Annotated in this window: 19 protein-coding genes and 2 pseudogenes; 13 read left to right on the forward strand and 8 right to left on the reverse strand. The window is 67.5% G+C overall.

The window, feature by feature from the left end:
• Nucleotides 1–5: 5 nt before the first annotated feature.
• Entirely contained in the window at nucleotides 6–1,853 is a 1,848-nt protein-coding gene (locus ACPP3B_RS11670) for a PHA/PHB synthase family protein (protein WP_424859086.1), read from the forward strand.
• On the opposite strand, the gene mnmC is transcribed toward ACPP3B_RS11670, so the two are convergent.
• Both mnmC and ACPP3B_RS11680 read right to left on the reverse strand, forming a co-directional pair.
• Nucleotides 1,841–3,841 (reverse strand): FAD-dependent 5-carboxymethylaminomethyl-2-thiouridine(34) oxidoreductase MnmC, encoded by a 2,001-nt coding sequence (gene mnmC / locus ACPP3B_RS11675; RefSeq protein WP_424859087.1) that lies wholly within the window; start codon nucleotides 3,839–3,841, stop codon nucleotides 1,841–1,843. The two genes, ACPP3B_RS11670 and mnmC, sit on opposite strands and share 13 nt — an antisense overlap.
• Nucleotide 3,842: 1 nt before the next feature.
• Complete coding sequence (locus ACPP3B_RS11680) at nucleotides 3,843–4,118, reverse strand: oxidative damage protection protein (RefSeq protein ID WP_299019242.1); 276 nt, start codon at nucleotides 4,116–4,118, stop codon at nucleotides 3,843–3,845.
• 238 nt (nucleotides 4,119–4,356) lie between these two features.
• Between ACPP3B_RS11680 and ACPP3B_RS11685 the strand changes: the two genes are divergently transcribed.
• The 5 genes and pseudogenes from ACPP3B_RS11685 (at nucleotide 4,357) to ACPP3B_RS11705 (ending at nucleotide 8,175) form a co-directional block, all read left to right on the forward strand.
• A complete protein-coding gene (locus ACPP3B_RS11685) occupies nucleotides 4,357–5,136 on the forward strand; it encodes a ferredoxin--NADP reductase (RefSeq protein ID WP_424859088.1) in 780 nt (259 codons plus the stop codon).
• Nucleotides 5,126–5,653 carry a disulfide bond formation protein B gene (locus ACPP3B_RS11690; protein WP_424859089.1) on the forward strand — a complete coding sequence of 176 codons (528 nt, stop codon included), beginning with the start codon at nucleotides 5,126–5,128 and terminating at the stop codon, nucleotides 5,651–5,653. Before ACPP3B_RS11685 ends, ACPP3B_RS11690 begins: the two co-directional genes overlap by 11 nt.
• Nucleotides 5,654–5,660: 7 nt before the next feature.
• The gene (locus ACPP3B_RS11695; protein ID WP_424859090.1) at nucleotides 5,661–6,803 is read left to right on the forward strand and encodes an NAD(P)/FAD-dependent oxidoreductase; all 1,143 of its coding nucleotides are present in this window, start codon (nucleotides 5,661–5,663) and stop codon (nucleotides 6,801–6,803) included.
• A gap of 52 nt (nucleotides 6,804–6,855) precedes the next feature.
• Nucleotides 6,856–7,713, forward strand: a pseudogene (locus ACPP3B_RS11700) (cation:proton antiporter); the annotation flags it as partial.
• A complete protein-coding gene (locus ACPP3B_RS11705) occupies nucleotides 7,711–8,175 on the forward strand; it encodes a universal stress protein (protein ID WP_424860189.1) in 465 nt (154 codons plus the stop codon). The pseudogene ACPP3B_RS11700 and the gene ACPP3B_RS11705, both read left to right, overlap by 3 nt.
• On the opposite strand, the gene ACPP3B_RS11710 is transcribed toward ACPP3B_RS11705, so the two are convergent.
• On the reverse strand, nucleotides 8,176–9,231 hold the full coding sequence (locus tag ACPP3B_RS11710) for a quinone-dependent dihydroorotate dehydrogenase (protein WP_424859091.1): 1,056 nt from the start codon (nucleotides 9,229–9,231) through the stop codon (nucleotides 8,176–8,178).
• 49 nt (nucleotides 9,232–9,280) lie between these two features.
• On the opposite strand from ACPP3B_RS11710, the gene rpiA reads away from it, so the two are divergent.
• Entirely contained in the window at nucleotides 9,281–9,985 is a 705-nt protein-coding gene (rpiA, locus tag ACPP3B_RS11715) for a ribose-5-phosphate isomerase RpiA (protein ID WP_424859092.1), read from the forward strand.
• Nucleotides 9,986–9,993: 8 nt separating this feature from the next.
• On the opposite strand, the gene ACPP3B_RS11720 is transcribed toward rpiA, so the two are convergent.
• Nucleotides 9,994–12,054: a M3 family metallopeptidase gene (locus ACPP3B_RS11720; RefSeq protein WP_424859093.1), complete on the reverse strand. Its 2,061-nt coding sequence runs from the start codon at nucleotides 12,052–12,054 to the stop codon at nucleotides 9,994–9,996.
• 70 nt (nucleotides 12,055–12,124) lie between these two features.
• On the reverse strand, nucleotides 12,125–12,604 hold the full coding sequence (locus tag ACPP3B_RS11725) for a YhbY family RNA-binding protein (protein WP_424859094.1): 480 nt from the start codon (nucleotides 12,602–12,604) through the stop codon (nucleotides 12,125–12,127).
• 40 nt (nucleotides 12,605–12,644) lie between these two features.
• Here ACPP3B_RS11725 and ACPP3B_RS11730 point away from each other — a divergent pair, with 40 nt between their 5' ends.
• From ACPP3B_RS11730 to glmM, 5 genes are all read left to right on the forward strand, one after another.
• Entirely contained in the window at nucleotides 12,645–13,334 is a 690-nt protein-coding gene (locus ACPP3B_RS11730; RefSeq protein ID WP_424859095.1) for an RlmE family RNA methyltransferase, read from the forward strand.
• A 206-nt stretch (nucleotides 13,335–13,540) separates the two neighbouring features.
• Nucleotides 13,541–15,439, forward strand: a complete 1,899-nt coding sequence (gene ftsH, locus ACPP3B_RS11735; RefSeq protein ID WP_424860190.1) for an ATP-dependent zinc metalloprotease FtsH — start codon at nucleotides 13,541–13,543, stop codon at nucleotides 15,437–15,439.
• 432 nt (nucleotides 15,440–15,871) lie between these two features.
• Nucleotides 15,872–17,236 (forward strand): group II intron reverse transcriptase/maturase, encoded by a 1,365-nt coding sequence (ltrA, locus tag ACPP3B_RS11740; RefSeq protein WP_424858785.1) that lies wholly within the window; start codon nucleotides 15,872–15,874, stop codon nucleotides 17,234–17,236.
• Between the two features lie 115 nt (nucleotides 17,237–17,351).
• A complete protein-coding gene (gene folP, locus ACPP3B_RS11745; protein WP_424859096.1) occupies nucleotides 17,352–18,233 on the forward strand; it encodes a dihydropteroate synthase in 882 nt (293 codons plus the stop codon).
• Nucleotides 18,230–19,591 carry a phosphoglucosamine mutase gene (glmM, locus tag ACPP3B_RS11750; RefSeq protein WP_424859097.1) on the forward strand — a complete coding sequence of 454 codons (1,362 nt, stop codon included), beginning with the start codon at nucleotides 18,230–18,232 and terminating at the stop codon, nucleotides 19,589–19,591. The genes folP and glmM overlap by 4 nt, the downstream gene beginning before the upstream one ends.
• 162 nt (nucleotides 19,592–19,753) lie before the next feature.
• Here the strand turns inward: glmM and ACPP3B_RS11755 are convergent.
• Nucleotides 19,754–19,894, reverse strand: a pseudogene (locus ACPP3B_RS11755) (gamma-glutamyl-gamma-aminobutyrate hydrolase family protein); the annotation flags it as partial.
• A 284-nt stretch (nucleotides 19,895–20,178) separates the two neighbouring features.
• A complete protein-coding gene (asd, locus tag ACPP3B_RS11760; RefSeq protein ID WP_424859098.1) occupies nucleotides 20,179–21,096 on the reverse strand; it encodes an archaetidylserine decarboxylase in 918 nt (305 codons plus the stop codon).
• 39 nt (nucleotides 21,097–21,135) lie between these two features.
• On the opposite strand from asd, the gene ACPP3B_RS11765 reads away from it, so the two are divergent.
• Entirely contained in the window at nucleotides 21,136–22,806 is a 1,671-nt protein-coding gene (locus tag ACPP3B_RS11765) for an aminotransferase class III-fold pyridoxal phosphate-dependent enzyme (protein ID WP_424859099.1), read from the forward strand.
• A 10-nt stretch (nucleotides 22,807–22,816) separates the two neighbouring features.
• Here the strand turns inward: ACPP3B_RS11765 and ACPP3B_RS11770 are convergent, their stop codons facing one another.
• The gene (locus ACPP3B_RS11770) at nucleotides 22,817–23,422 is read right to left on the reverse strand and encodes a hypothetical protein (RefSeq protein WP_424859100.1); all 606 of its coding nucleotides are present in this window, start codon (nucleotides 23,420–23,422) and stop codon (nucleotides 22,817–22,819) included.
• Between the last annotated feature and the right edge of the window lie 90 nt (nucleotides 23,423–23,512).

Raw genomic sequence — 23,512 nt, forward strand, 5'->3', positions numbered from 1 at the left:
ACCTCATGAATCCATCCTCTCCCAGCGATCCATCCCTCCATCGCCGCCGCGGCGACGCCGCCGACACCCTAGACCAGCAGGCGTCGGTGGTGCTGGCACAGCTCTACAGTGGGTTGTCGCCCGTTTCGCTGGCGTTGGCCGCGACCGATTGGGCCTTGCACCTGTGGAGCGCGCCCGGTTCGCAAATGCGCCTGTGGCGGCAGGCGCTCGCGCAGGGGCAGAACTGGTGGCAGGACGCCGTGCTGGCTGCCGCCCGCACGGCGGTCGTGCCGCCGGGCCCCGGTGCGCCGGGCGGAGACTCGAACGAGCCCACCCCGACGCTGCCCTTCGAGGCCGCGTTGCAGGAAGACCCGCGCTACACCCACCCCGCGTGGCGCCAATGGCCATGGCGGACGCTCGCGACCGCAGGCAAGGCGACCGAAGCCTGGTGGGAGCAGGCCGCCGCGCTGCGCGGGATGCGCGCGCACAGCCGGGAGCAGATGCGCTTCTATGGCCGGCAGTGGCTGGACCTGTGGGCGCCCAGCAACGTGTTGTGGACCAACCCGCAGGCACTGCAGCGGGCGTGGGAGACGGGCGGACAGTCGCTGTGGAAAGGTTGGGGGCAGGCGCTGCAGGATGTGAGTGCCCGCCTGGGGCTGCAGCCGCCGCCGCAACGCTTTGGGCCGGATGCGGTGCCGGGCCGCGGGCTGGCCACGACGCCGGGACAGGTGGTGCTGCGCAATGCGCTCATCGAGCTGATCCAGTACGCGCCGACGACCCCGACCGTGCAGCGCGAGGCGGTGCTCGTCATCCCCTCGTGCATCATGAAGTACTACATCCTGGACTTGTCGCCGCACAATTCGCTGGTGCGCTGGCTGGTGGGGCAGGGGCACACGGTCTACATCGTGTCGTGGAAAAACCCCGACGAAAGCGACGCCTTGCTGGGCATGGACGACTATGTGCGCGATGGGGTGCTGGCCGCGCTCGATCATGTGCATTGCGCAACGGCGGCACCGGTGCATCTGATGGGCTACTGCCTGGGCGGCACGTTTGCGGCCATCGCCGCCGCGGCCCTGGGGGGCGGCGATGCCACGCTGGGCTGCCAGCCGCTGGCGGCGCCCGCGCACCCGCTGGCAAGCCTGACGCTGCTCGCGGCCGAGACCGACTTCAAAGAACCGGGCGAGTTGGGCATCCTGATCGACGAGGCGCAGGTGCGGCTGCTGGAGGACATGATGGCCGCGCGCGGCTTTCTCACGGGGCAGCAGATGGCGGGATCGTTTCAGTTTTTGCACTCGCGGGAGCTGGTGTGGTCGAGTCAAACCCGGCGCTGGCTGCTCGGCGAGGACGAGATCGCCAACGACCTGATGGCGTGGAATGCCGATGTGACGCGCCTGCCCGCGGTCATGCACAGCCAGTACCTGCGCAGCTGCTACCTGAACAACGATCTGGCCGAGGGGCGTTTTCGGTTCGAGGGGCAGCCGATTTCGCTGCGCGACATCCGGGTGCCGGTGTTTGCCGTCGGCACCATCAAGGACCACGTCGCGCCGTGGCGCTCGGTGTACAAGATCCATCATTTGGTGTCGGCCGAAGTGACGTTTGCCCTGACCAATGGCGGGCACAACGCCGGGATCGTGTCCGAGCCCGGACACCGGGGGCGTTACCACCATGTGCGCACGACGCCGCTGGACGAACCGTGGCGCACGCCCGACGAGTGGCTGGCCGTGGCCCCGCGCGTCGAAGGCAGTTGGTGGCCGACGTGGGGCGACTGGCTGCGCCGCCACTCCAGCGGCGAGGTGCCGGCGCGGACCCCGCCCGTGCACCGGGGGCTGGGCCCCGCGCCGGGCCAATACGTGATGGTGCGCTACGGCGATTGAGAGTAGCGGCCAGAATCGGCGGCCGACGCGGGTGCGCCCCGCGTGGCGAAGCGCTGGGCCAGCAAGGCGCGCGCCAATGCGGGCTCCAGCGGCCACGGTTCGCCATGCAGGCCCGCGGCGAGCACTTCGCCACACAGCGCGGACAACGTCAGACCGCGCGCGCCCAGCCCGGTGATGACGTGCAAGCCCGGCAGGGTCTCGGGGTTCACGGCCCCCACCGCCGGGAAGCGATCCGGCAGCGTACAGCGCACGCCTGCCCAGGCCTGCGCCTGGGACCACAACGGCGACAGCGCCGCCGCCGCACGGGGTAGCAAGCGGCGCAGCTTGTCCCAATTGGCGGCATGATCGTCCGCGCGGATCGTGCGGCCGGTGCTGCCACGAACGAAGGTCGAGCCCATGCACCAGACGGGGCGGCCGTCTGGACCCGGCACGCCCGCGATAAGTGAGCCATGCCCATTGACGGGGTGGGGCGGTAGCGCCGCGGCCACGTCGGGCGGCAGGGCCTCCATCGGGCCCCACGCCACCTGCCCACGCAGTGCGTGCAGCGGCAGCGGGGCGCGACCCTCGGCCGCCAGCAGCGCCAGTGAGTCGAAGCCCGCGCACACCACCACGATATCGCCTTGCGCGAGCAGCGCCCCTGTGGCGTCATGGGCACTCCAACCGTGCCCGCCCGCTTGCCGCCGCAAGTGCGCCACGGCGGCCCCGCCGACGAAGCGGATGCGCGGGTGTGCCAACTGCGCCGCCACCAGCCGCGCGGGCCGCAGCCAGGCCGCACGCGGGTGCCACAGCGCGGGCGTTTCAGGGGGCAGTCCAACCGCGACGATCGATTCGGGGGTGGCGGCCTGGCTCCACGCGGCGCGCTGCTCGGTCCAGTCGTCCGGCGCGGGCAGGGCGTGTTTGCCTTCCACGCGGTGTTCCAGCACGCCACTGGCCGCCCCATCGATGCCGGGTGTGAGCAGCAGCTGTGCGCGCTCCAGCGTGCAGGCCAGCCCGGCGCGCGTCAGCCGCGACAGCGGGGCATCGTCGGGCGAGACGTGCGGGGCGACCAAGCCCACGGGCAGGCCAGATGCCCCTGCGGCGGGCGTGTCGGCCTGGTCCAACACCGTCACCCGCCAACCCCGTTGCGCCAGACTCCAGGCCGCGGCGGACCCGGCCAGTCCGGCCCCGATGACCAGCGCGTGCCGGCCGTTCGGGCCAAGATTGTCCGGGGTGTTGGGGGCGTGGCGCAGCGACGTGCGCGGGGTCCACGCGGGGGCCCAGCGCGCGCGCAGGCAATGCCGCTTGGGCGGCAAGCCCGGGGCTTTTTCAACCTGGAACCCCGCTTGCGTCAGCGCCTCGCGCACCGAGCGCGCCACCGTCCAGGTGGCCAGCCGGGTGCCGGGGCGGCACAGGCGCGCGACCGCGCGCATCAGGGGCGGCGACCACATGTCGGGGTTGGCGGCGGGGTCGAAGCCATCGAGGAACACGCTGTCCACGGGCACGTCGAGCGTGGGCAGCCAGCGCTGTGCGTCGCCCACGCACAGCGTCAGCCGCAGGTGGCGCACACGGCCGGTGGCGTCGGTCGCTTGCCACGCCCAACGGTGCACGCCGGGCAGCAGCCCCACCCAGCGCTTGGCCAGTGACTGCGCCAGTGCCTGCAAGGGCGCAAACGGTGCGGCGCTGCGGCGCAGGTCGTCGGCACTGACCGGATGGGCCTCGGTGGCGGTGTAGAACAGCGTCTCAGGCGCGTCGGGGTCGTCGCGCCAGGCACGCCAGGTAGCCAGAAAGTTCAGTCCCAGGCCGAAGCCGTTTTCCAGCACATGCCAGCGGGGTTGGCCGCGCCACACCGCATCAGGCCCCGGCGGCCACAGGCCGCAGCCGCCCAAAAACACGTGTTGCGCCTGCGCCCAACCGCCGTGGCCGTCGGCGCCGCGGCTGCGGTAGATGTCGCCAAAGCGCGGGCTGCGTGGCGTGCCGTCCGGCAGCCACTCGACCACGGCGTCACCCATGTCACCCCTGCGTGGGTGGCACGTAACCGGCCGCGACGTCGGCGCCCTCGCCGAAAAAATGTTTTTCCATCTGCCGCGCCAGGTACTGGCGCGCGCGGGCGTCGGCGAGGTTCAAGCGGTTTTCGTTGACCAGCATGGTTTGGTGCCGCAGCCAGTCTTGCCACGCCTGTTTGCTGACATTGTCGTAGATGCGCTTGCCCAACTCGCCAGGGTAGGGGGGAAAGTCCAGTCCTTCGGCTTCGATGCCGAGTTTGATACAGCGAACGGTGCGTGCCATGGGTGATGCTCCTGTGCGAATGTGTGCTTCATGCCATGCCGTCATAACGGCGTCGGGGCAACGGTATAACGGCTTTGTTACGATCGGCGTATGGTCTGGTGTTCGCCATCGGCGACCAGCGACCCCGAGACTGTAGCGCAGTCGTGCTGCCCCAGCGTGGTCAGGGTTGAGACAGGTCAACCCCGCAGGCCCGGATCGCCGTTACCCTCGCCCGTATCTTTTTCGACTCCCTTCCATCATGAGTGCATTCGACGACGAACGTGTTTTGACCGTCCATCACTGGACCGATCGGCTGTTTAGCTTCACCACCACGCGCAATGCGGGGCTGCGCTTTCTCAACGGCCAGTTCACCATGATCGGTCTGCGGCTGGAAAATGGCAAGCCGCTGCTGCGCGCTTACAGCATCGTGTCGGCCAACTATGAAGAGCACCTAGAGTTTCTCAGCATCAAGGTGCCCGATGGGCCGTTGACCAGTCGCCTGCAGCACATCCAGCCCGGCGACTCGATCATCGTGGGGCACAAGCCCACCGGCACGCTGGTCATCGACTATCTGCTGCCGGGCAAACACCTGTACCTGTTCGGCACGGGCACGGGGCTCGCGCCGTTCATGAGCATCATCCGCGACCCGGCCACCTACGAACGTTTCGAGCAGGTGGTGCTGGTGCATGGCGTGCGCCTGGTGGCCGAGCTGGCGTACCGCGACTACATCACGCACGAGCTGCCGCAGCACGAGTTCCTGGGCGAGATGGTGCGTGCGCAGCTGCGCTACTATCCCACCGTGACGCGCGAGCCGTTCGAGCGCCAAGGCCGCATTCCGCAATTGGTGGAAAGCGGTCAGATGGCGCGCGAGCTAGGCTTGCCCCCGCTCAACCCCGAGACGGACCGCGTCATGATCTGTGGCAGTCCCGCGATGCTGCGTGACCTCAAGGCGATGTGCGAGCGCTACGGCTTCGTCGAGGGCAACACGAGCACGCCGGGGCAATTCGTGATCGAACGCGCCTTTGCCGATGCCAACTGATTTTTCTGCCGAACGACTGCGCACCTGGGTGCGGGCGCACCCCCGGGCCTGCCCGGCGCTGGTGGCGCTGTGGGCGGTGGGTTTGTTGGCCTTTGGCCTGTACTTGCAGCACGGGGTGGGGCTGGAGCCCTGTCCGATGTGCATCGTGCAACGCTATGCCCTGGTGGGGGTGGCGCTGCTGGCCGGGATGGCCGCGGCATGGCCTGGTCTACGTGGCCGTCTCGGCGGGATGTGGGCGGCGGCGGGGCTGGCGGTGTTTGGGGCGTTCGTGGCGGCGCGCCAGTCGTGGCTGCAGTGGTTCCCGCCCGAGATCCAGACCTGCGGGCGGGATTTCTACGGCATGATCGAAGCGTTTCCACTGCGCCGCGCGATCCCCATGATCTTTCGCGGCAGCGGTGACTGCTCGGCGGTGGATTGGACTTTTCTGGGGCTGACGATCGCCAACTGGTCGTTCGTGAATTTCGTCGCCATGGCGCTGGTGCTGGCCATGGGCGGGTGGTGGGTGCGCTCGCGTTAGGGTGGCCATGGAGCGCGTGGGTGCCATCGTCATCGGGGCCGGCGTGGTGGGCCTGGCGGTGGCGCGGGCGCTGGCCCAGGCTGGTCGCGAGGTGGTGGTGCTGGAGCGTGCCACGGCCATCGGTACCGGCGTGAGCTCGCGCAGCAGCGAGGTCATTCACGCCGGTCTGTACTATCCCCCAGGGTCGCGCAAAGCCCGCTGGTGCGTGCGGGGCAAACCGTTGCTCTTCGAATATGCGCAGCGCCACGGCGTGGCGCACCGCCGCTGTGGCAAGTGGGTGGTTGCCACCGACGACACGCAGATCCCGGCACTGGAGAGGCTGCTGCAACGAGCCCAGGCCAATGGGGTGCCCGCACAGTGGGTCGACCGTGCGGCGCTGCGCGCTCGTGTGCCCGCGCTGCACGGTGTGGCCGCGCTGTGGTCGCCAACGACCGGCATCATCGACAGCCACGGGCTCATGCTGGCACTGCAGGGAGACTTGCACGACGCGGGCGGCAGTGTGGCGCTGGGATCGGTCTTCGAGGCGGCGGAACCGCTGGGCCCGCAGGCCCAGGGCGGCTGGGCGGTGCGGGGCAGGACGTTGGATGGCGAGCGCTTCGCGGTGCAGGCGGACGTGTTGGTCAATGCCGCCGGACTGTGGGCCTGCGACGTGGCGCGCGCCGTGTGGGGCCCGCCGCCCGAGCGTTGGCCCGTGCCGCGCTATGCCAAGGGTAGCTACTTTGCGCTGGCGGGGCGCCCACCGTGCGACGCCTTGGTCTATCCCGCGCCGCAGGATGCCTGGCTGGGGGTGCATCTGACGCTGGATCTGGGCGGACAGGCCCGCTTCGGCCCCGATCTCGAATGGCTGCCCGAGGGCACGCGACCCGAGACGCTGGACTACACGGTGGACGCTGCCCGTGCCCCCGCGTTCGAGGCGGCGATTCGGCGCTACTGGCCAGGGTTGCCCGATGGGGCCTTGCGGCCCGCCTACAGCGGGGTGCGGCCTAAAATCCACGGGCCGGATACCCCCGCGCCGGATTTTCGGCTCGAGGCGCCGGCCCAGCATGGCTGGGCTGGGCTGGTGCACTTGTTGGGGATCGAGTCGCCCGGATTGACGAGCGCGTTGGCGATCGGTGAAGCCGTCGCCAGGGCCCTGGACACGCCGACATGAGCGTGGCGACGACCGCAGGGAACCATCGCCGCACGACCGGTTCCCCCCCACCATGACTTTGACGCCGTTTGCTGAGTTCGCCCTCCTGCTGCTCGCGGCAGGGTTGGGCGCGCTGTTCGTGCGGCTGCGCCAGCCGGTGCTCATCGCCTACATCGTGAGCGGCATCGCGCTGGGTCCGGCGGGCTTGGGGTTGGTCAAGGCGCACGACCAAGTCGCGCTGCTGGCCCAGATCGGTGTGACGGTGCTGCTCTTCATCGTCGGCTTGAAGCTCGACTTGTAGCACGTGCGCCACATCGGTCCGGTGGCGCTGGCCACGGGGTTGGGGCAACTGGGCTTTACCATCGCAGGTGGTTTCGTGCTCATCCTGCTGCTGGGGCAGAACCTCATGACCGCGCTCTACGTCAGCGTGGCGCTGACGTTTTCCAGCACCATCATCATCGTCAAGCTGCTGACCGACAAGCGCGAGCTCGACTCCCTGCACGGGCGGATCGCCGTCGGGTTTTTGATCGTGCAGGACATCGCCGTCGTGCTGGCGATGATGGCGATGAGCGCGCTGCGCGTGCCAGAGGGGCAGGCCGCGCCCGAGGGCTGGGTGGTGGCGCTGTCGTTGGTGGCGCGATTGGCGCTGGCCGTGGTGCTGGTCGCGGCGGTGATGCGCTGGGTGCTGCCGCGCCTGGTCACGGCCATGGCGCGCTCGCAAGAGTTGCTGCTGGTGTTTGCCATGGCCTGGGGTCTGGGCTTGGCGGCACTGGGGGCCTGGGCCGGGTTTTCGATGGAGGCTGGGGCCTTCGTGGCCGGGTTTACCCTCGCCAACACCCCGTACCGCGAGGCCATCCATGCGCGCTTGTCCGGGATTCGCGACTTTTTGCTGTTGTTCTTTTTCATCCACCTGGGGGCCGAGCTGGAGATGTCGACGCTGGGCGATGCGCTGGGGCCGGCGCTGGTGCCGGTGGATTTTTCACCCTGGTCGGCCCCGACGCTGGCGCTGGTGGATACGATGGCGCCCCACGCGTTGGTCGAGTTGCTGCACGTCTACACGGTGCCGTTCGAAGAGAAGCTGCGGTTTGCCGGGGTGGACGACGACACCATCGCCCACTACCGCGAGCGCACTCGCGCCCAAGCCCATGCCCGGCTGCTGGCCTTGGCACACGAGCAGGGATGGTCGCCCAGCCGCTACCGTGTGCATTTGTACGAAAGTGACGCCGCGCCGGCCGTCGTGCGCAGCGCCCAGGAATGGGGGTGCGACTTGGTGGCACTGGGCAAGCACGGCCAGGGTGTGGCGGAAGAATTGCTGCTGGGCAGCGTGACCAAGCACGTGGTGGCCGAGGCCTCGTGTGACGTGCTGGTATCTCCCGCCGCGCAGCGCGTGTGATCAGCCCATGGCCGCATCGCGCAGGGCGCGCGCCACCTGGGGCACCAAGCCCGGGCCGTGGTAAATCAGCCCGGTGTAGAGCTGCACCAGATCGGCCCCCGCTTGCCGCTTGGCCAGCGCGTCGTCGGCGTCCATCACGCCGCCCACACCGATGATGGGGTAGCCCGGCCCCAGCCGCTGGCGCAGCGCCACGATGACCCGGTTGCTGGCCTTGGCCACGGGACGGCCCGACAGGCCACCCGCCTCATCGGCGTGGGGCAGGCCCTGCACGGCGTCACGCGCCAGCGTGGTGTTGGTGGCAATCACACCGTCCATGCCGTGGCGCACGAGCGCGTCGGCGATCATGCCGATTTGCACCTCATCCAAGTCTGGGGCGATCTTGATGAACAGTGGGCGCCAGCAGCCGTGTTGATCGGCCAGTGCCTGACGCCGCTGCGCGAGCGCGGCCAGCAGGCCCTCCAGCGCGCTGTCGCTTTGCAGCTGGCGTAGGTTTTGTGTGTTGGGGCTGGAGATGTTGACGGTGACGTAGTCGGCGTGGGGGTACACGCCTTCCAGGCCCCGCAGGTAGTCGTCGGTGGCGCGCTCGATCGGGGTACTGGCGTTTTTGCCGATGTTGAGCCCGAGTACCAGCGCTGGCGAGCCCGTTTGCCGCACGCGCGCGCGCTGCACGTGCTCGACGAAGGCGGCCAGGCCTTCGTTGTTGAAGCCAAAGCGGTTGATGAGGGCGTGCGCCTGCGGCAGCCGGAACAGCCGCGGTTTGGGGTTACCGGGCTGGGCCAGCGGGGTGACCGTGCCCACTTCGACGAAACCAAAACCCATGGCGGCCCAGGCATCGATGCAGCGCGCGTTTTTGTCCAGGCCGGCGGCCAACCCTACGCGGTTGGGAAAGCGCAGACCTGCCAGTTCCACCGGGTCGTCGATGCGCGGCTGGGCAAACAGCGCGCGCAGCGGGGTGTGTTGCAGGCGCTCCAGCGTGTGCAGGGTTAGATCGTGCGCGGCTTCGGCGTCCAGGCCGAAGAGCAGCGCGCGCAGCGGGGCGTAAGGCAGCCAAGTCATCGGATAATTGTCGCACTCCCGCCCACCCGTTTATCGAGGATACTCACTCATGCCCCACGATGCCCCTACCGCCCCCATGAGCCCAGACGCCCTCAAGGCCTTGGTCGGTCAAGCCGCCTTGGCGTATGTGGAGCCGGGCCAAATCATCGGCGTGGGTACCGGATCGACGGTCAACTGTTTCATCGACGCGCTGGCCACCGTGCGCGACCGTATCCCTGGGGCGGTCTCGAGCTCCGTGGCCACGACGCAGCGGTTGCGCGCGATCGGTGTGCCGGTATTCGACGCCAACGAGGTCGAGACGCTGTCGGTCTACATCGACGGTGCGGACGAGATCGACCCGCGCGGCTACATGATCAAAGGCGGGGGGGCGGCGCTGACGCGCGAAAAAATCGTGGCCGCCCAGGCCCGGCGCTTCGTGTGTATCGCGGATCAGTCCAAGTGGGTGTCCACGCTGGGGCGTTTTCCGTTGCCGGTGGAGGTGATCCCGATGGCCACACAGCGGCTGATGCGCCAGTTTGCCGCGCTGGGCGGGCAAGCGCGTCTGCGCTTGAAGGATGGGCAACCGCTGGTCACCGACAACGGCCAGCACATCCTGGACGTGCACGGCCTCACGATCGATGACCCGCTCGCGTTCGAGTCGATGGTGAACAACTGGCCGGGTGTGGTGACGGTGGGGGTCTTTGCCCACCAACGCGCGCACGTGTGTCTGCTCGGCACGCCCGAGGGCGTGCGCACCATCGCCTTCGAGGGCTGAACCCGCCGCTACGCCATACCCTGGTGCCGCAACAGGGCGTCGATTTGTGGGTCGCGCCCGCGAAAGGCACGAAACGACTCGAGTGCGGGGCGGCTGCCGCCCACTTCCAAGATTTCTCGCCGCAGGCGCTGCCCGACTTCCGGGTCCAGTACCGAGCCGCGCTGCACCGCGGCTTCTTCGAACGCCGCGTAGGCGTCGGCGCTGAGTACCTCGGCCCACTTGTAGCTGTAGTAGCCGGCCGCGTAGCCGCCCGCGAAAATGTGACTGAAGGTGTGCGGCATGCGGTGCCAGGCCGGTGGCTGCAACACCGCGACCTCGTCACGCACCTGCTGCAGCAGGGCCATGACATCGCCGTCGGGCGCTCCCTCCAGGTGCAGCCGCATGTCGAACAGCGCATATTCGACCTGGCGCAGCGTCTGCAGGCCGCTTTGAAAATTGCGGGCGGCGCGCATTTTGTCGAACAGCGCACGCGGCAAGGGCTCGCCGGTATCGACGTGGGCGGTCATGCCTTGCAGCACCTCCCACTCCCAGCAGAAGTTTTCCATGAACTGGCTGGGCAGTTCCACCGCGTCCCATTCCACGCCGCTGATGCCCGCCACATCGTGTTCGTCCACCTGCGTCAGCAGGTGGTGCAAGCCGTGGCCAAACTCGTGGAACAGCGTGATGACGTCATCGTGCGTGAGCAGCGCGGGCTTGCCGTCCACCCCGTCGGCAAAGTTGCACACCAGGTGCGCCAGCGGCGTTTGCAGGCGGCCATCGTCCGGGCGCCGCCAGCGGCTGCGCGCGTCGTCCATCCAGGCGCCCCCACGCTTGCCGGCGCGCGCGGCCGGGTCCAGGTAAAACTGCCCGAGCAGCTGCCCGTCGCGTTCGATGCGGAAAAACCGCACACTTGGGTGCCACACGGGGGCTTCGTCGGGGCGGATGCGCACCTCGAACAGCGTCTCGACGATGGCGAACAGCCCTTGCAACACGCGCGGTAGCGGGAAGTAGGGCTTGACGTCCTGTTCGCTGTAGGCGTAGCGCGCTTGCCGCAGTCGCTCGGCGATGTAGGGCCAGTCCCAGGCCTGCGGATCATCCAGTCCCAGATGTTCGCGCGCGAAGGCGCGCATGTCGGCCACGTCGCGTTCGGCGTAGGGCCGGGCGCGGCGCGCCAGGTCGCGCAGGAAATCGATCACTTGCTGCGGCGACTCGGCCATCTTGGGCACGAGCGACAGGTGGGCAAAGCTGGGGTAGCCCAGCAGCCGCGCCTCTTCGGCGCGCAGCGCAAGCAATTCGCGCAGGATGGGGCCGTTGTCGAAGCGGCGCAAGTCGCCCTCTGCCTGGTCGCTGGCACGCGTGCCGTAGGCGCGGTAGAGGCGCTCGCGCAGGGCGCGGTGGTGGGCAAATTGCAGCACCGGCAGATACACCGGCAACTTCAACCCCAGGCGGTGGCCGCTGCGCCCTTCGGCCTCGGCGGCTTGGCGCGTGGCGGCCAGCACGTCGGGCGGTACGCCGTCGAGCTCGGCCGTGTCCACGTATTCCACATAGGCGTCGGTGGCATCGAGGGCGTTTTCGCTGAATTTTTGCGCGAGCTCCGCCTGGCGCTCCTGGATGGCGGCAAAGCGCGCCTTCGCTTCGCCTTGGAGCTCGGCACCGCCCAGCACGAAGCCGCGCAGCGCCAACTCGCGCGCGCGGCGCTGGGCGGCATCCAGCGACGCGGGGTCGATGGCCTTGTAGCGTGCGTACAGCCGTTCATCCGCCCCCAGTCGGGTCCAGAACTCCGTCACGCGCGGCAGCATGGCGTTGTATGCCTCGCGCAGCGCGGGCGTATCGGCCACGGCGTTGAGGTGGCTGACCATGCCCCAGGCGCGGCCCAGCCGTTCGGTGGCGACGTCCAGCGTGCGCGCCAGTGCATGCCAGTTGGCAGGGAACTCGGCCGCCGTCACCGCGGCCAGGGCGGTCTCGGCCTGTTGCAGCAAATGCTCGATGGCGGGCGCGATGTGTTCGGGAGCCACCGCGTCGAAGCGCGGCGTGCCACCGTCGTCGAGCAGGGGGTTGGCAAGCAGAGCAGGGTCGGTGCGATCGTTCATGGGGTCAAGAATGCCAGTGAAGGGCGCCAGCGGCGCTAGACGGCCTCGGTTGGCCCGGCCGCGCGGCGGGTTACTGGGCGGCGGAGGCCGCCTTCTTGGCGCTCTTTTGGCGGCGTTTGGCCTTTTTGACGAGCCCCCCCGGCGTCAGGCGCTGGTTGCCCAGCACGCGCACGGTTTTGATTTCGGGGCGCTGGCCGCCTTTCTTGCTGTATTTGACGACTTTGAACTCACGCGGGCCGGGCTTGCGGTCCTCGTCCGGCGCCTTGGCTTTGGGCGGGATGGGGCGCCAGAGCACGAGCAGCTTGCCGATGTGCTGCACCGGCGCGGCGCCCAGCTCCTCGGCCAGTTGTTGCAGCCAAACTTCGCGTTGTGCGCGGTCGTCACCGAGGACGCGAACCTTGATCAGGCCATGGGCCTTGAGGGCGGCGTCCACTTCGGCCTTGACCGCATCGGTCAGGCCCTCGGCGCCGATCATGACGACCGGTTCGAGGTGGTGCGCTTGGCCGCGATAGGCGGCCCGCTGGGCGGGAGTCAGAATGATCGGGGGCATGGACGGATTATCCCGCATGGCGCCGTATAGTCGGGGGAACATGAAAGTCAAGACACAAAGCAAAAAGGTCAACAAGGCGTGGCTGAACCAGCACGTGACCGACCCCTGGGTACGCCTGGCCCAAAAGGAGGGCTATCGTGCCCGTGCCGCGTACAAACTCAAGGAGCTCGACGAGACATACGGCCTGGTGCAACCGGGCCAGTGCATCGTCGATCTGGGTTGCGCGCCGGGCGCGTGGTGTCAGTACCTGCGTCGGCGCCTGGGCACGGTGGCAGGACCCGATGGGCAGCCGCGGGTGCGTGGCGTCATCGTCGGGCTGGACTTGCTGCCCATGGAACCCATCGACGGGGTGCGCTTCATTCAGGGCGATTTTCGCGAGGAGGCGACGCTGGCCGCGCTGCGGGCGGCGCTGGCCGAGGCGCTGGGCACGGAAGCGGCGCACCGCGTGGACGTCGTGCTGTCGGACATGGCACCCAATCTGTCCGGGGTCGAGAGTGTGGATGCGGCGCGCATCGAGCACCTGATCGAGCTCGCGGTCGAATTCGCCGTCCAGCACCTCAAGCCCACGGGCGCGCTCGTGGCCAAGGTGTTTCACGGCAGTGCGTACGACGCGGCCGTGCGGCGGTTTCGCGAGCACTTCCGCGCCGTCAAGGTGCACAAGCCCAAGGCGTCGCGCCCTCAGTCGGCGGAAACCTTTTTGGTGGGACTGGGTCTGAAAGGCAGCGGTTGACGTGGCGTCTCGCGCAACGCGGTGAGCTATCCCGACGATTGAAAGGGTTTCGCTTTTCCGTGCCAGAGCGGGTGTGCACAAGCCATACAATGGGGTCGGCGTGGAGCATGCAGCCGATGGTTGGCGGTCGTCAACCCATCTCCACCCAGTTTATCGAGGAGTTATCGTTGAACAACAACCAGTGGTTCTCCAAGGTGGCGATCTGGATGGTGATCGCCATGGTGCTGTTCACGGTCTTCAAGCAGTTTGACGGCCGTGCCACCGCCGGTGCGGGCTACATGGCGTACTCGGATTTTCTCAACGAGGTCAAGGCGCAGCGCATCAAGAGCGCCACCATTCAAGAAGGCGCCAACGGCACCGAAATCATCGCCATCACCACGGACGACCGGCGTGTGCGCACCAATGCCACCTACCTCGACCGCGGACTGGTGGGCGACCTCATCGCCAACGACGTCAAGTTCGACGTGCGACCGCGTGAAGAGGGCTCGCTGCTGATGACCCTGCTCGTGAGTTGGGGGCCGATGCTGCTGCTCATCGGCGTGTGGATTTACTTCATGCGCCAGATGCAAGGCGGCGGGCGCGGTGGTGCCTTCAGCTTCGGCAAGAGCAAGGCGCGCATGCTCGACGAAAACGCCAACACCGTCACCTTTGCCGACGTGGCAGGCTGCGACGAAGCCAAGGAAGAAGTCAAGGAGGTCGTCGACTTCCTGAAGGATCCGCAGAAGTTTCAAAAGTTGGGTGGGCGCATCCCGCGTGGGTTGTTGCTGGTGGGGCCGCCGGGTACGGGTAAGACCTTGTTGGCCAAGGCCATCGCGGGCGAAGCCAAGGTACCGTTTTTCAGTATCTCGGGCTCTGACTTCGTCGAAATGTTCGTGGGTGTGGGTGCGGCGCGTGTGCGCGACATGTTCGAGCAGGCCAAGAAGAACGCGCCCTGCATCATCTTCATCGATGAAATCGACGCCGTGGGCCGCCAGCGCGGTGCTGGCTTGGGCGGGGGCAACGACGAACGCGAGCAGACGCTCAACCAGATGCTGGTTGAGATGGACGGCTTCGAGACCAATCTGGGCGTCATCGTCATCGCGGCGACCAACCGGCCCGACATCCTGGACGCGGCGCTGCTGCGCCCGGGGCGATTCGACCGCCAGGTGTACGTGACGCTGCCCGACATTCGGGGCCGCGAGCAGATTCTCAAGGTCCACATGCGCAAGATTCCGGTGGGGCCGGATGTCAGCCCGGAGGTCATCGCCCGCGGCACACCGGGCATGAGTGGCGCGGACTTGGCCAACCTGTGCAACGAAGCCGCGTTGATGGCAGCGCGCCGTAACGCGCGCGTGGTGGAGATGCAGGACTTCGAGCGCGCGAAGGACAAGATCTTGATGGGGCCCGAGCGCAAGTCCATGGTGATGCCCGAGGAAGAGCGCCGCAACACCGCCTACCACGAGGCAGGCCACGCGCTGATCGGTAAGCTGCTGCCCAAGTGCGATCCGGTGCACAAGGTCACCATCATCCCGCGCGGGCGCGCCCTAGGCGTCACGATGAGCCTGCCTGAGAAGGACCGCTATTCCTACGACAAGGAGTACATGCTCAACCAAATCGCCATGCTGTTCGGTGGCCGCATCGCGGAAGAAGTGTTCATGAACCAGATGACCACCGGGGCCAGCAACGACTTCGAGCGCGCGACCCAGATTGCGCGCGACATGGTGATGCGCTACGGCATGTCCGAAAAGCTCGGCCCCATGGTGTATGCCGAAAACGAGGGCGAGGTCTTCCTGGGTCGGTCGATTACCAAGACCACCCACATGAGTGAAGAGACCATGCGCCAGGTCGACGCAGAGGTGCGGCGCATCATCGACGAGCAGTACGCGTTGGCGCGACGCCTGATCGAGCAAAACGCCGACAAGATGCATGCGATGGCCAAGGCGCTGTTGGAGTGGGAGACGATCGATGCCGAACAGATCGACGACATCATGGCAGGCCGCCCGCCACGCCCGCCGAAGGATGCGGCGCCGGGTTCGCCCAATACCGGTGGCGGTAGCGGCTCGGGTGGCGCCGCCGAGCCGGTGAAGGCGGCTGACCCCACGCCACAGGCGCCCAGCGCGGCGTGAGCATGGCTGCCCGTTGGGGTTGACGAGAGCCGGGGCTTGCCCCGGCTTTTTTATGTGCGCCCGGCACGGGCGCACTCTTGTGGGTGAAAGTCCCACCGTAAGTTGATCACAGCGAACGAAGCGAAGCGCAACTGCATGAGGGCGACCGAGTGTGGGGAGGAAGCGTGGAGCGAAACTGCGAGCCGATGGACAAGAACCGGATAGAAGGCGCTGCCGAGCAGGGCGAGCGGGCATGAATCCGCGAAGCTCTCGTGATCAAGGCGAAGCGGCGTAAATCCGGCGGTTGTGCAGTGAAGGAGTGCGTTCTTACCCGGGGAGATCTCGCCTTATGCCTGAAAGGGCGACGTGGTGACACGGAGCGAGAAGTCAGCAGAGGCCATAGTAGCTGCCAGTCGTGAGCGAAGGGCCGAACGAGAAGGAGTGCTTGAGACCATGTCGATGCTGGAAGCAAGGCGTCAGAAGTCTGCGCAAGCAGAGCGGGCGGGGGTAGCGCACGGTGAAGCCGGGCGGGAACCTGTCAGCGACGAAGCGGCCGGCCCGCGACGGGACACCGAGAGCACAGGGCCGGGACTGCTGCAAGCGGTTCTGGCGAGAGAGAACCTGCGGCGAGCATGGAAGAGAGTCAAAGCCAACAAAGGCGCAGCCGGCGTGGATGGGCTGGACATTGACCAGACCGCCCGCCATCTGGTGACGGCGTGGCCATTGATTCGGGAACAACTGCTGCAGGGGAGGTACCGGCCCAGTCCGGTACGACGGGTAACGATCCCGAAGCCGGACGGTGGCGAGCGCGAGCTCGGCATTCCGACGGTCACGGATCGGCTGATCCAGCAAGCACTGCTGCAAGTGCTGCAACCGCTACTTGACCCGACATTCAGCGAGTACAGCTACGGCTTCCGGCCGGGCCGACGAGCCCACGACGCGATACTGGCGGCGCAGGGCTACATCCAGTCCGGACGGAAGATCGTGGTTGATGTCGATCTGGAGAAATTCTTTGATCGAGTCAACCACGACATCCTCATCGACCGCCTACGCAAACGCATCGACGATGCTGGAATCATTCGGCTGATACGGGCGTACCTGAACAGCGGCATCATGAGCGATGGCGTAGTGTTTGAGCGGTATCAAGGCACGCCGCAAGGTGGGCCGCTGTCGCCGCTGCTGGCGAATGTGATGCTGGACGAAGTGGATAAGGTACTGGAGAAGCACGGCCACTGCTTTGCGCGCTATGCCGACGACTGCAACGTCTATGTCCGTAGTCGGAAAGCTGGCGAACGGGTCATGGCGCTGCTGCGCAAGTGTTACGGCAAGCTGAGGCTCAAGATCAATGAAGCCAAGAGTGCGGTGGCCAGCGTCAAGGGAAGGAAGTTCTTGGGCTACAGCTTCTGGTTTGGCAAGGAGGGCGTCAAGCGCAGGGTGGCCGACAAGCCGATGGCGACGTTCAAGCAGCGGGTGAGGCAACTGACCCGGCGCTCAGGCGGACGCAGCATGGCGGAGGTCATTGAGCGACTGAAACCTTATCTGTTGGGATGGAAAGCCTACTTTGGGCTGGCGCAAACACCGGGCGTCTGGCGATCGCTGGACGAATGGCTGCGCCACCGACTACGGGCGATCCACCTCAAGCACTGGAAGCGGGGTAGCACGATCTACCGGGAACTGCTCAACCTAGGCGCGTCCGAACACGTGGCAAAGCGGGTGGCAGGCAATTCCCGCTGCTGGTGGCGGAATAGCGCGGGCGAGCTCAACCGGGTGCTGACCATTGCCTACTTCGACAAACTTGGCGTTCCCCGTCTCTCATGACCTCAACTTCTCGAACCGCCCGGTGCGGACCCGCATGCCGGGTGGTGTGGGAGGGGCCCGGTCAGGTATCCTGACCGCCCCTATCCCGATTCCCGCTCCGCGGCACAATAGCGGGATGTCGTCGCACGACCGCTATTCACCCCCGATCTGGCAGACCCGTCGGTTTGCCATCGATTTGCGGCATCCCCGCGTGATGGGCATCGTCAATGTCACGCCGGATTCGTTTTCCGACGGTGGTGCCCATGCCGGCGTGGACTCGGCGCTGCGCCATGCCGAAACGCTGCTGCGCGAAGGGGCGGACATCCTGGACATCGGCGGGGAGTCCACGCGCCCCGGCGCGCAGCCGGTGCCCCTGCAGGAAGAGCTGGCGCGGGTGCTGCCCGTGGTGCGCGAAGCCGTGCGCTGGAACGTGCCCCTCAGTATCGACACCTATAAACCCGAGGTGATGGCCGCCTGCCTGGCCGAGGGCGCGGATATCGTCAACGACGTGTGGGCCTTGCGTCGCGTGGGCGAAGACGGGCGCAGTGCCGAAGCGGTGGTTGCGCAACACCCGGCGTGCGGCGTGGTGTTGATGCACATGCACCGCCAGCCACAGGACATGCAGGTGCAGCCGATGCAGGGTGACGCGGTCACCCAGGTGCGCGATTTCTTGGCCCAGCGCGCGCAAGCGCTGCAGGCGCGCGGCGTGGCAGCCGCGCGCATCGTGCTGGACTACGGCATCGGTTTTGGCAAAACGGTGGAGCAAAATCTCGACTTGCTCGCGCGCCAGCACGAATTGCTGACGTTGGGGTACCCGCTGCTGGCTGGCTGGTCGCGCAAATCGACGCTCGGGCGCATCACGGGCGTGGACGATCCCCAACAGCGCATGCCCGCCAGTGTGGCCGCGGCACTGCTGGCGGTGCAGCGCGGCGCGCGCATCGTGCGCGTGCACGATGTGGCCGCGACGGTGCAGGCCCTGCGGGTCTGGATGGCCTTGAACGATAGGGAGGACGCATGACACGCCAATACTTTGGTACCGATGGCATCCGCGGCACCGTGGGCACGCCACCCATCACGCCCGACTTCGCGCTGCGGCTGGCCCATGCCGTGGGCCAAGTGCTGAGGCGCACCGAGCCCCGCCCCACGGTGCTGATTGGCAAGGACACCCGTATCTCCGGCTATATGCTGGAGTCGGCGATGGAGGCGGGCTTCGCGTCGGCCGGGGTGGACGTGGTATTGCTGGGGCCGGTGCCGACGCCCGCGGTGGCCTACCTCACGCGCGCACAGCGCGCGAGTCTCGGTGTGGTCATCAGCGCTAGCCACAACCCGTACCCGGACAACGGCATCAAGTTTTTCAGTGCGCGGGGTACCAAGCTACCGGATGCGTGGGAGGTCGAGGTCGAGGCGGCGCTGGCCCAGCCGCCGCAGTGGGCCGACGCGGCCACGCTGGGTCGGGCGCGACGGCTCAACGATGCTGCAGGCCGCTATATCGAATTTTGCAAAAGCACCTTTGCACCCGAGTCGAGCCTGCGTGGTCTCAAGATCGTGGTCGATGCCGCGCACGGGGCCGCGTACCAAATCGCCCCCGCGGTGTTCCACGAACTCGGCGCCGAGGTGGTGCCCATTGGCTGCCAGCCCGACGGCCGCAACATCAACGACGGTGTGGGCGCCACCCACCCGCAAACCCTGGTGCGCGCCGTGCGCGAGCATCAGGCCGATCTGGGCATTGCGCTGGACGGGGACGCGGATCGCCTGCAGATGGTGGACGCCAGCGGTCGCCTGTTCAACGGTGACGAGCTGCTGTACCTGCTGGCCGATGACCGCCTGGGGCGCGATGAAGTGGTGCCCGGCGTGGTGGGCACGCTGATGACCAACCTGGCCGTGGAGCAGGCGCTGGCGGCACGGGGCGTGCGCCTGGTGCGCGCCAAGGTTGGCGACCGCTATGTGCTGGAGGAGCTGCACCGCCACCACTGGCTGCTCGGTGGCGAGGGGTCGGGACACCTCATCATCTTGGATCGCCAGACGACGGGGGACGGGATCGTCGCGGCGTTACAAGTGCTGCAGGCCTGTGTGCGTCAGGGGTGTTCGTTGGCCGAGCTGCTGCAAGGGGTGACGCTGTTCCCCCAGGTCATGCGCAATGTGCGCCTGGCGCCGGGCGTACGCTGGCAACAGAAGCCCGCGCTGCAGCGTGCGCAGGCCGAGGCAGAGGCGGCGCTGCAGGGGCAGGGGCGGGTGCTGATACGCGCCAGCGGTACCGAGCCCGTGTTGCGGATCATGGTAGAAGCGCGCGATGCGGCGCTGGCCGAGCAATGGGCCGAGCGGCTCGCGCAGGCTGTCGCGCAGCCCCAGCCGGTGGTCGAGGTCAATGCTGCCTGACACGCTGCTGGCGTTCTCTCGCAGCCTAGCGCCGGGTGGCCGCCAATAAGGCGTCCAGCATCGGCATCGGGTCGAGCACACCACCTGCCGGCCAGCCAGTACCCCATTCCAGTGTTGCAGCCAACTGCTGTCGGCCAGTGTCACCTCGTGGCGGTGGCGGTCGTCGTGCGGGGTTTCGTGGGCGATGGCCGCTGGTAAGAGGGCGGGGATGTCCTGGATCAGGCTGCCGCCAAACGCCACCTTGATGAGCTGCATACCGCGACAATTTAGAATGGGCTTGCCGGCCTCCCTAAACTCGCGCACGAGCTCCAGTTCGTAAGCGTCGCGTACCGGGTTGCCGCTCTATTTGGACCAGCGTGTCGCGCGAGGTGGCCCACTGTGCGACCGATTGTTCCCGCACTTGCAGTGTCTTGCTGCGCAGCCCCGTGCTGCCCGCCTCCGGATGAAAAATCCGGGCCGACAGGCCGATGTGGATGGGGCGGCGGCGTCCAAACATGGTAGTGAATCAAATTGCACCACATGGCAGACGCTGGTGCGGGTGTCTGGTTCCCACCTGTGGGCCCAATCCGCGGTACGGGGACTGCCTGTCAAACCCTGGCACTGCCGTCGATGCGCCGCCACAGCGCTTGCCCGGCGCGGATCACGCGGCCCGGCTCGATCCCGGTGGCCAACGTCCAGCCTCGGGGCACGAACATCAGGATGGTGGAGCCGTGCTCGAACCAGCCCAGCTCTTCACCGCGCGCGACGTGGGCGTCGCACGGGATGTCATGGGCCCCACGCCAGCGCAGGTGCAGCGTCACATCGACGAAGTGCAGCCGGATGCTGGCCACCAGAATCGCCGCCACGGGTACGAGTGCAATGTCGTGGCCGGCGCCTTGTAGCGTGGCCTCGACGACGGCGCGCTCGTTGCGGCAAAACAGGCGCGGGATACGCCGCACCGCCGCTGGGTTGACGTTGAACGCGTCACCGCTGATGTAGTGCACATGGTGCACGTGCATGTCGGCCGGCGCGTGAAAGCGGTGGTACATGGTCGCTGTCAGGCGCAAGGTCACGAAGTGGCCGTCCGTGTAGCGCGCAGCCGCCCGCGGCCCCATCAGTTCCTCTAGCCGGTAAGTCAGCCCCTTGGCTTGCCACGCCTGCGTGCCCAGGACGGGGCCGCAGGCACCGACGATGGCGTCGCACGGACTGCACAGCACGTCTGGATCGTCGTCGAACGGGCGTGCCCCCGGGCGCAGGGCGCGCGTGAACACGTCGCGCAGGCTGCGGTAGGGGCCCGGTGCGGCTTCGCTGAGATCCAAATCCGACCAGCGCTGCCACAGCGTGACCGAGATCCGCGTCAACCCCGGGGATCGCACCCGGCTGAACCAACCCATCGCGTACGTCAACAAGGCGCGCGGGACGTGGTTGGTGAGCACGAAGTTGAGCGTATCCGCCGCCGGCAGGTAGGCACGCCAGCCGGTGCGGGGTTGGTCCAGCGCGGCTTTCACACGGGTGTCAAAGGGCATGGTTATAACCATGCCACGACTGTTTGAAGGGACCGTGACATGATCGAATGGACCTGGTGGCCCGCCCTGGTGACCGCGGCGGGGCTCCCCTGGGGATGGCGGAGGCTGCAACTGTCGCGTGCCAAACACCCCTCGCTGGCGGGGCACGTGCGCATGGCCAAACGGGTGGCACGGGCGCTGCCGGCGTATCAGTGGCAGGCGCCGCAAGCCTTTGCGCTCGATGGCGCGCCGCCACCTATCGTGCAGCAGCGACGGGCGGCGTGGCAGGCGCTCGGTGAGCGGCTGCGCGAGCGCGCCCCGCGCACACTGGCGCTGACCGCGCAGGCGCGCGACGGCATGCCCGACTTGCGACTGACCGGGCGCTACCGGGTGCCGTATCCGTTCGCGGAACTGGCGCGCGAGTTGCCCATCGGTGCCTTTTGGGCACGCAACGACGGTCCTTGGCTGGTCGATCTGGACGACAACCGCTACTTCGACCTGACCGGCTCGTACGGCGTCAATCTATTGGGGCTGGACGCGTACAAAGCGCTGACGCGGCAGGGGGTTGAGATCGGCGCCGAATTGGGCCCGGTGCTGGGCGGGCTGCACCCCTGTGTGGCCGACAACGTCGCGCGCCTGAAGGCAATCAGTGGCATGGACGATGTGACATTTCACATGTCCGGCACCGAGGCGGTGATGCAGGCGGTGCGTTTGGCGCGCTACCACACCGGACGGCGCTACGTGGTGCGCTTCGCCGGCGCCTACCACGGCTGGTGGGAGGATGTGCAACCCGGCCCCGGCAACCCCATGCCGCCGCGCGAGACGTACACGCTGGCCGACATGAGCGAGCACGCGCTGCGGGTGATTCGCACCCGGCGCGACATCGCCTGCGTGCTGGTCAACCCGCTGCAAGCGCTACACCCCAACCGCGCAGCACCCAGCGACTCGACGCTGGCCACCGGGACGCGCCAAGCAGGCTTCGACCGCGCCGCCTATACCGCGTGGCTGCAGGCATTGCGCCAGGCGTGCACCGACGCCGGCGTGGCGCTGATTTTGGATGAGGTGTTCGTCGGTTTTCGCCTCGCGATGGGGGGTGCGCAAGCCTACTTCGGTGTGCCTGCGGACCTGGTCTGCTACGGCAAGACGCTGGGCGGTGGCTTGCCGGTGGGCGTGGTGTGTGGACGGCGTCGCTGGATGGAGCGCTGGCGGCCGGAGCGCCCCGCCGACCTGTGTTTTGCACGCGGAACGTTCAATGCGCACCCCGCCGTCATGGGAGCGATGAATGCCTTTTTGCGTGTGCTCGACACCGCTGAGGTCAGCCGGCTCTACGAGGGGCTCGACGAGCGCTGGCGCCATTGGGAAGCCCGCTTCAATGAGGCGTTGCGCGCTGCAGACCTGCCGGTACGGGTGGCGGCGCTGTCGTCCATCTGGACGCTGACGTACCACCAACCGGGGCGCTACCACTGGCTGCTGCAATACTACCTGCGCGATGAAGGGTTGGCGCTGAGCTGGGTGGGCACGGGGCGCTGGATCTTTCCGCTCACCATCCGCGATGAAGAATTGGAAGAGGTGCTGCAGCGGCTGCTGCGCGCCTGCAGGCGCATGCGCGACGACGGCTGGTGGTGGCGGGATCCTGAACTCGATGACGCCGCCTGGGCGCGACGTATTCGGCGGGGTCTGCTGCGCGAGACGGTGCGTGCTTGGTTGCGACGCCCGCCCGCGCAGCCGTGACGGGGGCTGCTCAGCCCGCCCGCGGGTGGCCCGGGTCCAGCAGCTCGCCGCGCAACAGGTGCAACGGGGCGCGGTGGTACAGCACGATGTCGTGGAAGGGATCGGTCAGGATCTTGGTCACCCACACGATGCCGGTGAACAGGTCCTTTTGCACCGCCAGTTGCAGCACGCGCACGACGAGCGCGGCCACGGCCAGCCACAGCCACAGCCAGCCCACATTGCGCCAAAAGCCCCACATGTCTTCATGGGGAGTCAGCCAACCAAAGAACGACGGATCCCACCACAACGCGATCGGGGCGGCGGCCCACACCGCGTGCAGGATCACTTTACGGCGCAGGTTGTAGCCCACCTTGATCGCTTCTTTGTATTCGTGGGTACATTGGTTGCGCGCGTCATAGCCCTTGGGCTCGAAGAAAAAATGGCCCGACTGCCGAGCAATCATCGCCACACCCCAGGCGATGAGGGACGCGACCGCGGGGTCGAAGAAGACCCAAACGTACGCCACCAGAAAGCTGCAGGCGCTGATCAGGTGCAGCGTCTGGTTGATGCGGCTTTGGTGGTAGTAGCGGTGATCGTCCCAGCGCTGTTCGTGCAGGGTGCGTAAAAAACGTTGCATGGCCGGTTGTCCTCGTCGAGATGCAGGGGAGTTCGTCGCTGCGCCGCAGCCGCCCGCAGGGGCCCCAGCGCGCGGGCTTCATCGTGGTGT

This window comes from Tepidimonas sp. HKU77 (assembly GCF_049728535.1).
Lineage (GTDB): Bacteria > Pseudomonadota > Gammaproteobacteria > Burkholderiales > Burkholderiaceae_C > Tepidimonas.

Coding starts and splice junctions, on each gene's coding strand:
- ACPP3B_RS11685 (WP_424859088.1), top strand. CDS start 4,357: ATGAGTGCATTCGACGACGAACGTGTTTTGACCGTCCATCACTGGACC.
- ACPP3B_RS11710 (WP_424859091.1), bottom strand. CDS start 9,231: ATGACTTGGCTGCCTTACGCCCCGCTGCGCGCGCTGCTCTTCGGCCTG.
- ACPP3B_RS11690 (WP_424859089.1), top strand. CDS start 5,126: ATGCCAACTGATTTTTCTGCCGAACGACTGCGCACCTGGGTGCGGGCG.
- ACPP3B_RS11770 (WP_424859100.1), bottom strand. CDS start 23,422: ATGCAACGTTTTTTACGCACCCTGCACGAACAGCGCTGGGACGATCAC.
- ACPP3B_RS11695 (WP_424859090.1), top strand. CDS start 5,661: ATGGAGCGCGTGGGTGCCATCGTCATCGGGGCCGGCGTGGTGGGCCTG.
- mnmC (WP_424859087.1), bottom strand. CDS start 3,841: ATGGGTGACGCCGTGGTCGAGTGGCTGCCGGACGGCACGCCACGCAGC.
- asd (WP_424859098.1), bottom strand. CDS start 21,096: ATGCCCTTTGACACCCGTGTGAAAGCCGCGCTGGACCAACCCCGCACC.
- ltrA (WP_424858785.1), top strand. CDS start 15,872: ATGTCGATGCTGGAAGCAAGGCGTCAGAAGTCTGCGCAAGCAGAGCGG.
- ACPP3B_RS11720 (WP_424859093.1), bottom strand. CDS start 12,054: ATGAACGATCGCACCGACCCTGCTCTGCTTGCCAACCCCCTGCTCGAC.
- ftsH (WP_424860190.1), top strand. CDS start 13,541: ATGGTGATCGCCATGGTGCTGTTCACGGTCTTCAAGCAGTTTGACGGC.
- glmM (WP_424859097.1), top strand. CDS start 18,230: ATGACACGCCAATACTTTGGTACCGATGGCATCCGCGGCACCGTGGGC.
- ACPP3B_RS11725 (WP_424859094.1), bottom strand. CDS start 12,604: ATGCCCCCGATCATTCTGACTCCCGCCCAGCGGGCCGCCTATCGCGGC.
- ACPP3B_RS11670 (WP_424859086.1), top strand. CDS start 6: ATGAATCCATCCTCTCCCAGCGATCCATCCCTCCATCGCCGCCGCGGC.
- ACPP3B_RS11765 (WP_424859099.1), top strand. CDS start 21,136: ATGATCGAATGGACCTGGTGGCCCGCCCTGGTGACCGCGGCGGGGCTC.
- ACPP3B_RS11680 (WP_299019242.1), bottom strand. CDS start 4,118: ATGGCACGCACCGTTCGCTGTATCAAACTCGGCATCGAAGCCGAAGGA.
- folP (WP_424859096.1), top strand. CDS start 17,352: ATGTCGTCGCACGACCGCTATTCACCCCCGATCTGGCAGACCCGTCGG.
- ACPP3B_RS11730 (WP_424859095.1), top strand. CDS start 12,645: ATGAAAGTCAAGACACAAAGCAAAAAGGTCAACAAGGCGTGGCTGAAC.
- ACPP3B_RS11705 (WP_424860189.1), top strand. CDS start 7,711: ATGTCGACGCTGGGCGATGCGCTGGGGCCGGCGCTGGTGCCGGTGGAT.
- rpiA (WP_424859092.1), top strand. CDS start 9,281: ATGCCCCACGATGCCCCTACCGCCCCCATGAGCCCAGACGCCCTCAAG.